We start from the raw sequence: 15,797 nt of genomic DNA, 5'->3' as shown, positions 1-15,797 counted from the left end.
TAAACGGTAAACATTAAACAGCAAACAGCAAACGCTAAACAGTAAACAGCAAACGTTAAACAGTAAACAGCAAACGTTAAACAGTAAACAGCAAACGCTAAACAGTAAACAGCAAACGTTAAACAGTAAACAGCACCAGATGCTTCCCGATATCTTTAAAATAGGACCCTTGACCCTCCACAGTTACGGACTGATGCTGGCCCTGGCCTTTTTAGCCGGAATCTGGCTGATGGAACTGCAGGCCAAAAAGTACGGGCTGGATAAAACCCTGATCGTGGATTTTGGCGTATTGGTGATGGCCGGCTCAGTCATCGGATCCCGGCTGATGTATATAACCACCCATTGGAGCGACTACTCCTCAAACCTCCTGCAGGCCCTGGCGGTGTGGGAGGGCGGGCTGACCTTTTACGGGGGATTCATCTTGGGAACATTGACGGCGGTGGCCTATTGCCGGGTGCGCAAGATATCCTTTTGGACCATCGCCGACATTGCGGCCCCCGGATTCGCCCTGGGACTTGGCTTGGGAAGGATAGGCTGTTTTTTGAACGGCTGTTGTTTCGGAAAGCCCAGCCAACTGCCCTGGGCGGTTCATTTTCCGGCCAACGGCGCGGCCAGCCTGGCGGCGGGCTGCCCGGTGCATCCCACCCAGCTTTACGAGGCCGCCTTTGGGTTTGCGGCGTTCGGTTTGCTGTGGTCACTGCGCAATAAAAACAAATTCCCCGGCTTTTCAAGCTGTCTGTTTTTTTTATTTTATGGAATATGGCGCTTCATCGTTGATTATTTCCGGTTCTACGAACAGTCCCAAAGATGGACCTTCGGGCTGACCAACAATCAGTGGATCAGCCTGGGCATCATTTTATTTGCAATCGGGGCCGGTTTGGTGTTAAAATTAAGGCATGACACCGGAGCTTCTTCCCGCGAAAAACGCTAATTGACGCGAACAGGATTTTATCCGCCTTCGCAGAAGACCACGCGGGCTATGCCCGTGGATGAATGCGCATCAGGTAGATGCTACGGCGGATGTCGCTGATTACTCAAGGCGGATAACCCCGCCACTGGCGGGGTAACCTAGGGAAAGGAACCACGGGCTTTGCCCGTGGGGCTCCATTGTATTTTCGGATATTGCGGCATTATTAACCCGGTCAATATATTAAGCCGGATGCGGAAATTGACGAGATTTGGGCAAAAGAAGTCGCCGAATGTTGGAGCGCTTATAAAAAGGGAGAGATTGCGCCAATACCCTAATGAGCAAGTGATGGCCAAGTATAAAAAGTGATGAAAGCGCTGTTTTTGCCGCCAGCCAATCAGAGCTTGACGAAGCCTTTGAGTGGTATGAGAGACAGGCGGTTGGCTTGGGCGGTGAATTTTTGGACGAGTTTGATCAATCAATACGATGGATGATATCTTTTCCAAAAATGTTTGAGCAAACCGAGGGAGGATTGCGGCGTTGCCTTATTTCTCGGTTTCCATATGGTATTTTTTACGGCATCGAAGAGGATAAGATCATACATAATTGTTGCCGTTGTCCATCTGAGGGAGAAACACTCCCAAATTAAGAATTCCAAATAGTAAATAACTAATAGATGCAGGTATTCATCAACGAATCGGCCTTTTGGGGCCTGTTGGTCTCGGCCATCGAGGTCTATAAGAAAGAATCCTACGGCCTGTTGCTGGGGCACAAGGACGGCGAAATGTTCATGGTGGTCAATGCGGTGGCCTGCCAGAAAGCCGAGCGCCACTCCACCTGGGTCAAGGCCCGCGACAAGTCGTACGCCCGGATCGTCAATTTTTTTCAAAACCTGCCCAACCTGTACATCGTGGGCGATTTTCATTCCCATCCCCTGCACAACACGGACTTAAGCCAGGACGACATCGGCGGCATGAAGCCCGGACAGATATACATCGTGCTGGAAATAAAGGACAAGGGCAAGGAAAAATTCTGGAGCTACAACGAGGACGGCACGCTGTCCGGCACCACCGACAACTGGTTCATCAAGATCGCAGCCTATTACATAGACGCCGAAACCTTAAAACCTAAGATGGCCGACGTGCTTTGCCCCTTTGCCATCGGGTTCGACATCAAGCCCAAGGAGAGAAAAGTAAATGGACAAGGCTGAATCTGATCACACAAAGCCAGAGAACACAAAGAAAATACCTGAACACGCAAAATAACTGAGAATTAAAATAGCCTTTGATCTTGGTGGGAGAAAGGTTCTTAAACGAGAAGGAAAATGGACTGACGATGGACAATAAACTGGAACAATTAGAAAAAAGATATAAGGAACTGGAGGGGCTGCTGTCCGATCCGGGGGTGCTGGCCAATCAGGCCAAGTTCCGGGATTACGCCCGGGAACACCGGTCGCTGGGAGTCACCATCTCCAAATACGACGAGCTGAAGAGCCTCCGCTGCCAGATCGAGGATAGCCGGGTTATTGCGGCCGCCAACGAGGATCCCGAGCTGACCGCCCTGGCCAAAACCGAATTGGAAGAACTGGAGCCCAGGCTGAAATCGCTTGAGGAAGTGATTAAGGCCATGCTGATGCCCAAGGATTCCAACGATTTCAAGAACGCCATCGTGGAAGTGCGGGCCGGCACCGGGGGCGAGGAGGCCGCGCTTTTTGCCGGGGACCTGTATCGGCTATACACCCGTTTTGCCGAGCGCAAGGGATTCAAGATCGACCTGATGAACTCCAACCCCACCCCACTGGGGGGATTCAAGGAAGTAACCTTCGGGGTGGAAGGCGAAGGGGCCTACGGCCTTTTCAAATACGAAAGCGGCGTTCACCGGGTGCAGCGGGTGCCCCGGACCGAGGCTTCGGGCCGGATCCATACCTCGGCCTCCACCGTGGCGGTGATGCCCGAAGCCGAGGAAGTGGACATTCAGATAAATCCCAGCGACTTGAAGATCGACATCTACTGTTCCTCGGGGCCGGGCGGGCAGTGCGTCAACACCACTTATTCGGCGGTGCGCCTGACCCACATCCCCACCGGAGTGGTGGTGGCCTGCCAGGACGAGCGCTCCCAGATGAAGAACAAGGCCAAGGCCCTGAAGATCCTGCGTTCCCGGGTGCTGGAGAAGATGGAGGCCGACCGCCACGCCAAACTGGCCCAGGACCGCAAAAGCCAGGTCAAGTCCGGCGACCGCAGCGAGAAGATCAGAACCTACAACTTTCCTCAGAACCGGGTGACCGATCACCGGATCGGGGTGACCCTGCACAGCCTGGACCAGGTGCTGGAGGGGCATATTGACCAGCTGGTAGATGGCCTAATCAAGGCGGCCCAGGCCGAGGAACTGGCCACGGCGCTGGAGTGAACCTGCTACCTGTGAAAGCCCGTAAAGTCGTGAATCGTGAACGGTAATTTGTAAATTTACACCATGTGCCTCAAGGTAAGAAATATGATCAGCGTCAATTTGTGGCTTGTTAACGTTGTTCGTTTCTTAAAACAATAGTCTCTTCAAACCATGACCATCGGCCAGATGCTGCAATGGGGTTCTGCGGCCTTGAGACAGAAAGATATGGAGAGCCCGGAACTGGAATCCGAGATCCTGCTCTCTTTTGTTCTCAATTGCGGCCGGGATCAACTGTTCTTAAGAAACTCCATGCATGTCTCCAAAGCCTTGGAGCTAAAATTCAAGCGGGCGGTAGCCCAAAGACAGGCCCGCAAACCCTGGCAGTATATCACCGGAGAGGCGGAATTCTACGGGCTGAAGATCAAGGTAAATAAGAATGTACTGATCCCCCGGCCCGAGACCGAGCTGTTGGTTGAAGCCGTCATCAAACGCTTTAAGCCGGAGTGGTCAACAGTCCTGGACATTGGCGCCGGCAGCGGAGCCATTCCCATAGCCCTGGCCAGCAACATTCCAAACGCAAGAATCTGGGCCAGCGAGATCTCGTCCGGAGCTAAAGCACTGGCAGCCCGAAACGCCGAGTTTCACAGATTGTCCGGACGCGTTAAAATAATCATGGCAGATCTTTTTCCCGTTTTAAAACAAAAATACGACTGCATTGTTTCCAATCCGCCGTATATCCCAGCCGGTCAGTTGAAGTTGCTGCAGCCGGAAGTTTCCCTCTACGAACCGTGGCAGGCCTTGGACGGCGGCCGGGAGGGACTGAAATTCTATCGTATAATCTCCAAGAAATTAAAAAGTTATTTAAACCCCGGCGGGCTGCTGGCTCTGGAGATCGGGCAAGGACAGGGCCCGAAGGTCAGGGAAATACTCAAAGCTTCCAATCCGGGCCTTAAAATTGAAATCATCAAAGACTATTCCAATATCCAGAGGATAGCGCTGGGGTATAACTGATCAGAATTAGTTTTGGGCATTATTGACAAGCCGGCCATAATCGGATATGATTAAAATCCATACTACGCTTTAAAACAAAAACGGAAAACGAAGGCAGAATAACGGAGAACAAAAACGGAAAACGGAAACAATTCCATCACCAAAGAATATATATCTGCCGGGAAAATGAGGATAGAAGCACATCCCATTTTAAATTTTACCAGAGGTCCAAAAGTCACCTTTTATTTTGAGGGCCGGCCAGTGGAAGGCTTCTCGGGCGAGACCATTGCGGCTGCGCTGCATGCCGCCGGGGTTAGGATCCTGCGCCACAGCGTAAAGTTGAACCGGCCCCGCGGTTTTTTTTGCGCCATCGGCAAATGCTCGTCCTGCCTGATGGAGGTGGACGGCGTGCCCAATGTCTTTTCTTGCATCACCCCGATCAAGGAAGGCATGCAGGTGAACCGGCAGCAGGGCCGGGGGCGGATATCATTGCACTGAAAACATCTTTACTACTTTAATACTTTTGAAAGTCCATGAACAATCCGGATTTCCTGATAATCGGCGGGGGGCCGGCGGGCCTGATGGCGGCGCTGGCGGCTTCGGACTTCGGAATAAAACCATTGTTAATAGATGAAAACCAAAAGTTAGGCGGACAACTGATCAAGCAGACTCACATGTTCTTCGGCAGCAAGGCGGAAAGAGCCGGCACCCGGGGCCTTGACATCGGAATCGAACTGGCCGGCGAAATGGAAAAGAGGGGTATCGAGATCTGGACCAACTCCTCGGCGGTGGGCTGCTATCCCGACGGCACGGTGGCGGTGCTCAAGAACGACAAACTTCACGGCCTGAAGCCCAAAGCGGTGCTGGCGGCCACCGGGGCCTCGGAAAATTTCCTTGCCTTCCCCGGCAATGACTTGCCCGGCGTTTACGGGGCCGGGGCGGTCCAGACCCTGATGAACGTTTACGGCATAAGGCCGGGAAAAAGCGTGCTGATGATCGGCTCGGGCAACATCGGGCTGATAGTATCATACCAGTTGCTGCAGGCCGGGGTCCAGGTTAAGGCTGTTATTGAAGGCCTGCCCTGCATCGGCGGATATCTGGTGCACGCCTCCAAGATCGCCCGGGCCGGGGTGCCGATCCTGATCCGCCACACCATCCTGGAAGCAACGGGCGAAGATCAGGTAAAGGGCGCGGTGATCTCCAAAATAGACGACGAGTGGCAACCAGTGATTGGCAGCGAAAAGAAAGTCGACTGCGACACCATTTGTCTGGCGGTAGGCCTGACGCCTCTGACGGAAATACTTTGGCAGGCCGGATGCCAGATGAACTACGTGCCGGAACTGGGCGGCCAGGTGGCCTGGCACGACGAACTGATGATGACCTCAGTTCCCGGCATCTTCACCGCCGGGGACGTGACAGGGATCGAGGAAGCCACCACCGCCATGCTGGAGGGCGAACTGGCCGGGCTGGGCGCGGTCAAATATCTCAAAGGTGGATCCAAAGAACTACAGCGACGGGTAGATGTCGCCGCCTGCCGGCTGACGGGCCTAAGGGCCGGGCCCTTCGGGCAGAAGGCCAGGGAAGGGAAGCGCAAGCTGGCGGAGTGCAGAACCAAAACTGGTTAAACTGTTTGAAATGTTTGCCACCGCCGCTGGCGGGGTGCCGCCAACGGCGGCAAAAGGTTTGAAACGTTAATGATATCCGATAAACTAAAATCAACCGGACTTGCCGCACAAGGGATGCTTAGCCATGATATTTGCAATAACGGAATAACTGTGGGTGCACAATGAGTAATGAAAAAGTAAATACCAGGGGCCGGAAGCCAGTGGTTATGGCCAAGCTGGAGCGTTTGGGTCCGGCAAACCGGAATTTTGATCGATCTTTTTGGCAAAGGGTTGGTTCAACCGGACGGCTGAAAGCTATGTGGGATATGTTGAAAATATATTACTTATTGAAAGGGCGAAATGGAGATATACCAAGATTACGAAGATCTGTTACGCATTTTCAACACTGGTAAGGTCAAATATCTTTTGATCGGAGCGTTTGCAGTTTCCTATTATGCTCAACCCCGGTACACCAAAGACATGGATATATGGATTGAACCGACGGCCGAAAATGCAGGCAAAGTATATAAATGTCTGTCCGATTTCGGCGCTCCGCTGGATAAAATCAGTGTAACAGATTTGTCAGTAAAAGGCACAATTTTCCAGATAGGCGTTGAACCAATCCGGATTGATATTCTTACTGACATTGCAGGATTGACTTTTAAAAAGGCATGGCTCAACAGGAAGAAAAGTAAATTCGGCAAAACCAATACATATTTTATTGGTCTTAAGGATTTGATATTTGCCAAACGCGCTGCCAACAGGTTACAAGATAAAGTTGATCTTGCAAATCTGATGCCGCTTATAAAAAATAAATGACAACATTAAACTGGCGGGGCGCAGAACCAAAACTGTTTGAAATGTTTGAAATGTTTGCCACCGCCGCTGGCGGGGTGCCGCCAACGGCGGCAAAAGGTTTGAAACGTTAATGATATCCGATAAGTTAAAATCAACTGGCTTAGCCGATGCCGAAGACATCCAAACCGTCTGGTCTTTAGAGGTACGGCTGAAGAAGGGCCCGGTGGTCATTGTGGAATGCTTTCAGGAGATACCCTGCAACCCCTGCGAGACCAGTTGCCCCCAAAAAGCAATCATAGTTGGCGAAGACATCAATGCCCTGCCTAGGGTGGATCACAGCAAATGCAACGGCTGCGCTATTTGCGTCTCCCGTTGCCCGGGGCTGGCCATCTTCGTCATAAATGAAAACTACTCCGATACCGAGAGTGCCATCACCATGCCCTGCGAATTTCTGCCGTTGCCACAGAAAGGCGATACGGTGCAGGCATTGAATCGTGAGGGAATCAAATGTGGCCAGGCAAAAGTTATCAGAGTCGTAAATACCAAGGCCCAGGACAAGACCCCGTTGGTGACTCTAGCTATCCCCAAAGGCAGGGAAAAGGAAGTAAGGTTTTTCAAACTGTTTTCCTGATTTTTCGCCACCAAGGGCAATATTCGTAAATCGTTACTAATGGGAGCGTATATTAGTAGACATTCCGGTTTCTTTTAAATCCAATATAATTAGCGTATTTAGCGTGTTTCGGTGGGAAAAAGTCTACTATTATCCGCTCTGATTAGTAATTGTTATTCTTCGTTAATTGTGTTTGTGCATTAGTGTCTTTGTGGCAGAGTCCCTCTGTAAACGATAATTATTAATATACATTCGGAGGCTTTATGGCCAAGACAACCACGGTGGAGGAGGCCAGGCAGACCATAGAGCAGGATTTCAAAAAGGGCTACGACCTTCCGGTCTACGTTTACAAGCCCTGGTGCAAATCCTGTGAGATCTGCGTGACCTTTTGCCCCAAGCAGGTGCTGGAGATGAGCGGGGATCGCAAGCCCGCGGTGGCCCGTCCCCAGGACTGTATAATGTGCGGGCAATGCCAGCTGCGCTGCCCGGACCTGGCTATTTTTGTGTGTCAGGAGAGAAAAAAATGAGCAAGCAGGTAAAACTCTGGCAGGGCAACGAAGCCTGCGCCGAGGGCGCGATTTACGCCGGTTGCGACTTTTTCGGGGGCTATCCCATTACCCCCTCCACCGAAGTCGCCGAAGTGCTGGCCCTGAGGCTGCCTCAGGTGGGCGGAAAATTCATTCAGATGGAGGATGAGATCGCCAGCATGGGGGCCATTCTGGGCGCGGCCGCGGCCGGGGCCAAGACCATGACCTCCACCTCGGGGCCGGGCTTCTCGCTGATGATGGAGCTTTTGGGTTACGGCTGCATGGCCGAGATACCCTGCGTCATCGTCAACGTCCAGCGGGCCGGGCCATCCACCGGGCTGCCCACCAAGGGGGCCCAGGCCGACGTGATGCAGACCCGCTGGGGCACCCACGGCGACCATCCCACCATCGCGTTATGCCCCTCGTCCATAGAAGAATCATTCAAGCTGACCGTCAAGGCCTTTAACCTGGCCGAAAAATTCCGGATGCCGGTGATCCTTCTTTTGGACGAATTCATCGGCCACATGCGGGAGAAGATGGAAGTGCCCAAGCCCGGCGAATTGGAAATATACAACCATCCCCGACCCAAGGCGGACCCCAGGGATTACCAGCATTACGCCGACGGCTCCAGCGTGGGCGGGCCCTATGCCGCCATGGGCAGCGGCTACCGTTTCAACATCACCGGGCTGACCCACGACAAGCACGGCTTTCCCACCGCCCGGCTGGACGAGATCCAGTGGAAGATGGACCGGCTGAGGGACAAGATCGCCCAGCACCTGCCGGAGTTGACCGAGGTGGAGGAGGAATTTCTGGACGACGCCGAGACCGTGATCTTCTCCTACGGGGCGGCGGCTCGCAGCTCCCAGCAGGCGGTGCGCCAGGCCCGGGCCAAGGGGATCAAAGTAGGGCTGCTGCGTCCCACCACTGTCTGGCCCTTCCCGGATCAGATAGTGACCGATGTCTTAAAAAAATGCAAAACCATGCTGGTGGCCGAAATCAGCCAGGGCCAGCTGGTCTACGAAGTGGAGCGGGTAAATAAATCCAACACCCCGGTGGCGCCGGCGCTGCGCTACGACGGCGAGATGATAACCCCGGCCCAGATATTGCAGGCGGTAGAGGAGGCTTAAGAAATGAAAATCCATCCGGCTTACGAAATGCTCCGGCCCGGCAAGAAGTTCCCCAACGTCTGGTGCCCGGGCTGCGGCCACGGCATAGTTCAGGGGGCCATCATCCGGGCGGTGGAGCGGCTGGGCCTGAACCGGGATGAGATGGCCATGATCTCGGGCATCGGCTGCTCCTCGCGGATGCCGGTCTACGTTGACTTCAACAGCCTGCACACCGCCCACGGCCGGGCCATCGCCTTTGCCACCGGGGTCAAACTGCACAACCCCAAGCTGCATGTGATAGTGGTCACCGGGGACGGCGATGCGCTAGCCATCGGCGGCAACCACTTCATCCACGCCGCCCGCCGCAACATCGAGCTGACGGTGATCCTGATGAACAACAATATCTACGGCATGACCGGGGGCCAGTATTCGCCCACCACCCCCATCGGCAAAAAAGCCTCCACCGCCCCCTACGGCTGCGCCGAGCGGGATTTCGACGCCTGCGCCCTGGCCACCGCGGCCGGAGCGGTGTTCGCGGCCCGGGGCACGGTGTTCAACGCGGTGGAATTAGACAAGATGATAGAGAAGGCCCTGACCAAGAAGGGATTTGCCCTGGTGGAGGCCCTCAGTCCCTGTCCCACCCTGTACGGGCGGCTCAACAAGGAGGGCAACGCGGTCAAGATGCTGCAGGCCCAGAAGGCCAACACCATCAACCTCAAGGCGGCCGAAAAGCTTTCGCCCCAGGAATCCGAGAACAAGATAATCACCGGGATCTTTTACGACGGCGAAGCCCAGCCCTATACCGAGGTCTACCAGCAGATCATCAACAAGGCGCAAGGCAGGTAGGGAACTGGGATCAGATAATAGGGAACTGATGACAGGGGTCAGATAGCAAGGGCACGATGCATCGTGCCCCAACAGTAAACCAATAAGGGCAATTCATCCTACTACGTGCGCTGTTGCGAACTGCGTCGGACGCGTGAATTGCCCCAACCGAGGATATAAGATGAAAGAAAGATACGAGATCAGGCTGTCCGGTTCCGGCGGGCAGGGGATGATCACCGCCGGCATTATTCTGGCCGAAGCGGCCGGGGTCTATGACGGCAGGAAGGTCATCCAGTCCCAAAGCTACGGCCCGGAAGCCCGGGGCGGGGCCAGCAAGGCCGAGGTCATCATCTCCAACCAGGAAATATATTTCCCCAAGGCCACCGCCATTGACATCCTACTGGCCATGACCCAGGAGGCCTGGGAGTCATACAGCAAGGACCTTAAACCCGACGCCATCGCCATCATCGATTCCTTCTACGTCAAGGAATGCGATTTCAAGAATGCCTACTGCCTGCCCCTGACCCAAAAGGCCCGGGAAGAGGTGGGCATCGAGATGGTGGCCAATGTCATCGCCCTGGGAGCCATCGCCGAGCTGACCGGGGTGGTGTCCAAGGAATCTTTGGAAAAGTCCCTTTTGTCCCGGGTTCCCAAGGGCACCGAGGAGAAGAACAAGAAGGCGCTGGAGATCGGCTACCGTCTGGCCCGGGAAGCCAAAAAATGACGGGGCATAATCATCGGCACAATCTCCAACGGACCTTGCTGATAATCAAGCCGGATACGGTGCGCCGCGGTTTGATCGGCGAGATACTTCACCGGATAGAGCTGGACGGTTTTGACATCCTGGCCATGAAGATGACCCGCCTGACGGAGCGCCAGGCCCGGGGTTTCTACGTCATGCACAAGAAAAAACCTTTCTATCAACCGCTGTGCAAATTCATGACCAGCGGGCGCCTGGTGCTGTGCGTGCTGGAACGGGAGAACGCCATTGAGTCGCTGCGGCAGTTAGTGGGCAAGACCAATCCCAAGGAGGCGGCCTTCGGCAGCATCCGCCACGATTATGCCACCGACACAAGGCAGAACTGCGTGCACGCCTCGGATACCCCGGAGAACGCGGCCCGGGAGGTGGGGTATTTCTTCAAGCCCCCGGCTGTTTCCCGGATCCGGCACGGGTTGAAAAAGATCTACCGCCTGCCGTTCGTCAAACGCTAGCCCTATCGATCCAATAACTATCCCTAAAGAACCAACCACGGAAACGCTGAATTGCCGAAGGCACGGATGAAGTTTCCCTTTCTTTTTGAACGGGCGTGTTTCCGTGGTAATGGTCCTCTTGCAGAAGTCACATCTTCAGCAAAACCAAAATATTCCATATAAACTTTAGGAGTACCGTGGCCAAGGACACCATAATTCTTTCGCTCAACTGCGGAAGTTCCTCGGTCAAATACCAGCTTTACAACTGGAACAAAAAAAAGATCATGGCCAAGGGCCTGGCGGAAAGGGTTACGGTGGGCGAATCGGTGATCGTCCACGAAGTTCCCGGCCGGGAGCCGCTGAAACTGGAAAAGAACTGTCCCGATCATCAGGTGGCCATCCAGATGATACTGGATACCCTGTTGCACGAGAGCCATCCGGTGATCTCCGATCTCAACCAGATCAGCGGGGTGGGCCACCGGGTGGTGCACGGCGGCGAGCATTTCGCCAAATCAACCCTGATCAACGACGAGGTGATAGCCGCCTTTGAGGAACTGTTCTCGCTGGCTCCCCTCCACAACCCGCCCAACGTGTTGGGCATCAAGGCCGCCCAGGCCATCATGCCCGACGTTCCCCATGTGGCGGTGCTGGATACGGCCTTCCACCAGACCATGTCCAAGACCTCTTATATTTATCCCGTGCCTTACGAATGGTATGAAAAATACGGGGTGCGCCGCTACGGGTTTCACGGCACCTCCCATCTCTACGTGGCCCGGCGAGCCGCAGTGATGCTGAAAAAGGACCCCTTCAAGGTCAACCTGATTACCTGCCATCTGGGCAACGGGGTCAGCCTCAGCGCCATCAAGAACGGCTGTTCCTACGACACCAGCCTGGGATTGACCACCATGGAAGGGCTGGTGATGGGCACCCGTTCGGGAGACGTGGATCCGGGCCTGATGCCGTTCCTGTGCGCCAAGGAGAACAAGACCGCCCAGGAGATCGAATCGGTGTACCTGAAAAAAAGCGGGCTGCTGGGGATCTCGGGAAAATACACCGACCGCCGGGACATAGAAGGCGCCATGAAGGCGGGGGACGAGAGGGCCAAGCTGGCCTTTGACATCGAGGCTTACCGCCTGAAAAAATACATCGGGTCCTACTATGCCGCCCTGGGGCATCTTGACGCCGTGGTCTTCACCGGCGGGGCCGGTGAGATGGGCCCGCTGCTGCGGGAGGCCGCGGTTTCGGGGATGGGGGAACTGGGGATGGCGCTGGATCCGGAACTCAATAAAAAGGCCAAGAGCCGCAACCACGAATTCGAGATCTCGGCCAAAGACTCCCGGGTAAAACTGTTCGTCATTCCCACCGACGAAGAATTAGTGTTTACCGAGGACGTGGTGGCCATCATCGAAGGGCGTTACGACGTTCATACCAAGTTCAAATATGCCTTTGAAGACCCAAGCTACGTCAATAAAATGAGGGACGAAGCCTACCAGCGGGAGCTGGCCAAGAGGAAAGGCTGATGGCCCCGGGAGCAATGGCGGGAAAACCAATTAGGACGCTGATTTACGCAGATTAGGCTGATCATATAATTTGGCAATGAGATTCGTGAACCCCCCGGTGCCCGTAAAGACGGCTTTCTTGCCTTATGCCAGGACGCCAGGATGCCCAACCCAATATTCTGCATTTGATGTTCTGCATTCTGCAGTTTAGTTAAGGCGGTTCTATGAAAATCAAACTTCGCCAGTTGGAGGACGGGCGGCACCAGTTCGACGTCAATATGACGGAGCCGGCTTCGGACCTGTTGGATTTTTCGCCGGTCAAAGGCCGGCTGACCGTGGCCAAAAGCGGCGTTACCTTAAGAGTTTCCGGTTTGCTGGAATATTCGGTCCGGCAGTACTGCAGCCTGTGTCTGAAGAGTTTTGAGGCCAAAGGCCAGGCGGAGATAGATCTGTTCTACCGGCCCCAGACCCGGGAAGATATTAAAGGGATCAAAGAACTGGAGCTGAAGCCCGACGAGCTGGACATGGTTTTTTACCAGGGCCAGGAGATTGACCTCTGGCCCCAGCTGCGGGAAACCCTGCTGCTTTCTTTGCCGGTAAAACCGCTGTGCCGGGAAGACTGCCGGGGACTCTGCGCCCAGTGCGGCAAACCTCTGGGGGCCAGGCCGTGTGGCTGTACCCAGAAGCAGACGGATCTCCGGTGGGAAAAGCTTCTGAAACTCAAAAAGGAAAAATGACGGTGGAAGCCCGGCATTACCAAAAGCTGGAGAACGGCACGGTCCAATGCCTGCTGTGCCCGCATCGATGCCGGATAGATCCGGGAAAGGCCGGGCTGTGCCGGGTCAGACAAAATACCGGCGGGAGGCTGGAGGCGCAAAGCTACGGCCGGGCGGTGTCGCTGTCGCTGGACCCGGTAGAAAAGAAACCGCTGTATCATTTTTATCCCGACCGGAAGATTCTTTCCACCGGGCCCAACGGCTGCAACCTGGCCTGCAGTTTTTGCCAGAACTGGGAGATATCCCAGCAGGAAACGCCGACCGAAGCGGTGGAGCCGCATCAATTAGTGGAACTGGCGGTAAAAGAAGGATCGGTGGGAATCGCTTTTACCTATACTGAGCCCTTGATCTGGTTCGAGTATCTGATGGACGTCTGCCCCCTGGCCCGGCAGGCCGGGCTTAAGACCGCGCTGGTTACCAACGGCACCATCAGCCCAGAGCCGCTTAAAGAGCTGCTGCCTCAGATCGACGCCATGAACGTCGACCTGAAGTCGATGGATGAAGGCTTTTACCGCAAGGTTTGCCGGGGCGACCTGAAGACGGTTCTCCAAACAATAGAACTCGCGCGCCGCTCCTGTCACGTAGAACTCACCAACCTGGTGATTCCCGGGCTTAATGATTCGCCCAAGGATATGGAGGCCCTGATAGACTGGGTCTGTAAACTGGATCCGCTGATGCCCCTGCATCTTTCCCGGTACTTTCCCCGGTATCATCTGGAAACCCCGCCCACTCCGGAGAAGACCCTGAAAAAATTTTATGACCTGGCCAAGTCCCGGCTTAAATATGTGTATGTCGGCAATATTCAGATAGAGGGAACCGAGGATACCTGCTGCCCCGGCTGCGGTCATATCCTAATAAAAAGGGCAGGCTACCGGATAAACTTGGAAGGCATAAAGGCCGGGGCTTGCCAAAACTGCGGACGCCGGGCCGATATCATCGGACTGAATGACTGAATCAAATTTTCCCGGCCTGCCCGTAAATTGCAAAATGCAAATTGTAAATTCCCAAATTGTAAATTGTAAGAATGGCTGACATAAAAAACAAGGTGGTGGTGGTGTTTCCCGCCTATTTCGCCGAAAAGACGTTGGAGCGGACGGTTGCCGAAGTCCCCAAGGGCATTGTGGATCAGATGATCTTAGTGGACGATTTCAGCAGCGACGGCACAGTGCAGCTGGCCCAAAAACTGGGGTTGACGGTCCACCGGCATTCCAAAAACACCGGCTACGGAGGAAACCAGAAAACCTGCTATAAGCTGGCATTGGAAGCAGGCGCTTCCATAATAGTGATGCTGCATCCGGATTATCAGTATGACCCCAAGATCATTAAATATTTCGTGGAACTGATCTCGGCCGGATATTTTGACGTGATGCTGGGCACCAGGATCCGCTCCCGGCGCGAGGCCCTGGCCGGGGGCATGCCGCTTTACAAGTATGTTTCCAACCGGGCCCTGACTTTTTTTCAGAATTTAGTCAGTGGCCAGAATCTTTCCGAGTGGCACACCGGGATGCGGGCCTACCGGCGGGAGGCGCTGGAGAACCTAGATTTTAACAAGTTTTCCGATGATTTCGTTTTTGACGCCCAGATGCTTTTTGCCGCAGTACAAAAAGGATACAGCATCGGGGAGATCTCGGTTCCGGTAAGGTATTTCAAGGAGGCTTCCAGCATCAACTTTGCCCGCAGTTTAAAATACGGGTTTGCTACCCTTTGGCAGGCGATGAGGTTTTTGTTCAAGGCTTTCCGTTAACTATTCAGCCACAAAAAGCTTGCCCTGAGCCGTGCCGAAGGGGTTTACCCTGAGCGGTGCCGAAGGGTCACGAAAACACTAAGATACCAAGCCAAATCGTGAATCGTAAATTGTGAATTGTGAATAGTTATTTTGCCTTGGTGCCTTAGTGGCGTATTGTATTTGCTTGCCAGGCACAAAACTTGCAATAATATTATGAGATATGCTGAAAATGCAATAGGGAGGTTCTAATGGGCTCTAATCGAAGGTCTAATATCCTGCCCTACAAGGACTTACAGTATAAAATAGTGGCCAGGGTCCTGATTCTGGTGGTTTCGGGAATAGTTTTAGTAAGCGGGTCGATTTATTTAACGATTTGGCACAAAATTACTTCTCCCGAATATGCCAGCGGCAGGGTTTCCATCATTCAAGTGTTTGATGATATCCATAAGATACTTTTCATTGTGATCCCTCTGACCCTGGCCGGGATAATGTGGCTGGGACTGTATATCTCCCACAAGATCGCCGGTCCGTTGGTCCGGTTGGATCAGGGCATGCGAAACATCTGCGAAGGCAACTGGCCCAAGCATCCCATGAAATTCCGCAAGGGGGACGAATGCCATCACCTGGCCGCGCGGTTCAACGGGATGGTGGAAAAGGTGAAATTGCAGGTGGATGAAGAGAGAGGCCGGATAGATGCCATGCTGGGCGAAGTAGAGTCTATAGCGGCAAAGCTGAAAAAGGAAAAGAAGACCGAACAGGAAATTCTACAGGAATTGAATGCACTGCAGGAGAAAATCAAAAAATCCGGCCCCAAAGGATTTACCTTGATTGAGTTGATGATAGTGGTGGTGAT

The 15,797-nt window shown here is 53.9% G+C and carries 18 protein-coding genes; all 18 read left to right on the top strand.

What is annotated here, in order from left to right:
- Nucleotides 1–139: 139 nt before the first annotated feature.
- Complete coding sequence (gene lgt / locus HY768_06765; GenBank protein ID MBI4726910.1) at nt 140–931, top strand: prolipoprotein diacylglyceryl transferase; 792 nt, start codon at nt 140–142, stop codon at nt 929–931.
- A gap of 652 nt (nt 932–1,583) precedes the next feature.
- Nucleotides 1,584–2,117, top strand: a complete 534-nt coding sequence (locus HY768_06760) for a Mov34/MPN/PAD-1 family protein (GenBank protein MBI4726909.1) — start codon at nt 1,584–1,586, stop codon at nt 2,115–2,117.
- A 125-nt stretch (nt 2,118–2,242) separates the two neighbouring features.
- Nucleotides 2,243–3,313 (top strand): peptide chain release factor 1, encoded by a 1,071-nt coding sequence (gene prfA, locus HY768_06755; GenBank protein MBI4726908.1) that lies wholly within the window; start codon nt 2,243–2,245, stop codon nt 3,311–3,313.
- Nucleotides 3,314–3,463: 150 nt separating this feature from the next.
- Entirely contained in the window at nt 3,464–4,303 is an 840-nt protein-coding gene (prmC, locus tag HY768_06750; protein ID MBI4726907.1) for a peptide chain release factor N(5)-glutamine methyltransferase, read from the top strand.
- A gap of 165 nt (nt 4,304–4,468) precedes the next feature.
- Nucleotides 4,469–4,780: a (2Fe-2S)-binding protein gene (locus HY768_06745; protein ID MBI4726906.1), complete on the top strand. Its 312-nt coding sequence runs from the start codon at nt 4,469–4,471 to the stop codon at nt 4,778–4,780.
- A 35-nt stretch (nt 4,781–4,815) separates the two neighbouring features.
- Nucleotides 4,816–5,907 carry an FAD-dependent oxidoreductase gene (locus HY768_06740; GenBank protein ID MBI4726905.1) on the top strand — a complete coding sequence of 364 codons (1,092 nt, stop codon included), beginning with the start codon at nt 4,816–4,818 and terminating at the stop codon, nt 5,905–5,907.
- 339 nt (nt 5,908–6,246) lie between these two features.
- Nucleotides 6,247–6,705 carry a nucleotidyltransferase gene (locus HY768_06735; protein ID MBI4726904.1) on the top strand — a complete coding sequence of 153 codons (459 nt, stop codon included), beginning with the start codon at nt 6,247–6,249 and terminating at the stop codon, nt 6,703–6,705.
- A gap of 109 nt (nt 6,706–6,814) precedes the next feature.
- Complete coding sequence (locus HY768_06730; GenBank protein MBI4726903.1) at nt 6,815–7,315, top strand: 4Fe-4S binding protein; 501 nt, start codon at nt 6,815–6,817, stop codon at nt 7,313–7,315.
- Nucleotides 7,316–7,557: 242 nt separating this feature from the next.
- Nucleotides 7,558–7,821: a 4Fe-4S dicluster domain-containing protein gene (locus tag HY768_06725; GenBank protein MBI4726902.1), complete on the top strand. Its 264-nt coding sequence runs from the start codon at nt 7,558–7,560 to the stop codon at nt 7,819–7,821.
- Nucleotides 7,818–8,948 (top strand): 2-oxoacid:acceptor oxidoreductase subunit alpha, encoded by a 1,131-nt coding sequence (locus tag HY768_06720; GenBank protein ID MBI4726901.1) that lies wholly within the window; start codon nt 7,818–7,820, stop codon nt 8,946–8,948. The genes HY768_06725 and HY768_06720 overlap by 4 nt, the downstream gene beginning before the upstream one ends.
- A gap of 3 nt (nt 8,949–8,951) precedes the next feature.
- Entirely contained in the window at nt 8,952–9,773 is an 822-nt protein-coding gene (locus tag HY768_06715) for a 2-oxoacid:ferredoxin oxidoreductase subunit beta (GenBank protein MBI4726900.1), read from the top strand.
- A gap of 160 nt (nt 9,774–9,933) precedes the next feature.
- Nucleotides 9,934–10,476 carry a 2-oxoacid:acceptor oxidoreductase family protein gene (locus HY768_06710; protein ID MBI4726899.1) on the top strand — a complete coding sequence of 181 codons (543 nt, stop codon included), beginning with the start codon at nt 9,934–9,936 and terminating at the stop codon, nt 10,474–10,476.
- Nucleotides 10,473–10,964 carry a nucleoside-diphosphate kinase gene (gene ndk / locus HY768_06705; protein ID MBI4726898.1) on the top strand — a complete coding sequence of 164 codons (492 nt, stop codon included), beginning with the start codon at nt 10,473–10,475 and terminating at the stop codon, nt 10,962–10,964. Before HY768_06710 ends, ndk begins: the two co-directional genes overlap by 4 nt.
- Before the next feature lie 191 nt (nt 10,965–11,155).
- A complete protein-coding gene (locus HY768_06700) occupies nt 11,156–12,463 on the top strand; it encodes an acetate kinase (protein MBI4726897.1) in 1,308 nt (435 codons plus the stop codon).
- Nucleotides 12,464–12,666: 203 nt separating this feature from the next.
- The gene (locus HY768_06695) at nt 12,667–13,179 is read left to right on the top strand and encodes a DUF177 domain-containing protein (GenBank protein MBI4726896.1); all 513 of its coding nucleotides are present in this window, start codon (nt 12,667–12,669) and stop codon (nt 13,177–13,179) included.
- Entirely contained in the window at nt 13,176–14,171 is a 996-nt protein-coding gene (gene amrS, locus HY768_06690; GenBank protein MBI4726895.1) for an AmmeMemoRadiSam system radical SAM enzyme, read from the top strand. Before HY768_06695 ends, amrS begins: the two co-directional genes overlap by 4 nt.
- A 71-nt stretch (nt 14,172–14,242) precedes the next feature.
- Nucleotides 14,243–14,962, top strand: coding sequence for a glycosyltransferase family 2 protein (locus tag HY768_06685; protein MBI4726894.1), 720 nt, complete (start codon nt 14,243–14,245; stop codon nt 14,960–14,962).
- A 230-nt stretch (nt 14,963–15,192) separates the two neighbouring features.
- The coding region (locus HY768_06680; GenBank protein MBI4726893.1) for a prepilin-type N-terminal cleavage/methylation domain-containing protein at nt 15,193–15,797 on the top strand (605 nt) is incomplete at its 3' end.

This window comes from candidate division TA06 bacterium (assembly GCA_016208585.1).
GTDB lineage: Bacteria > Edwardsbacteria > AC1 > AC1 > EtOH8 > UBA5202.
This window is presented reverse-complemented; position numbering and strand designations above follow the sequence as displayed.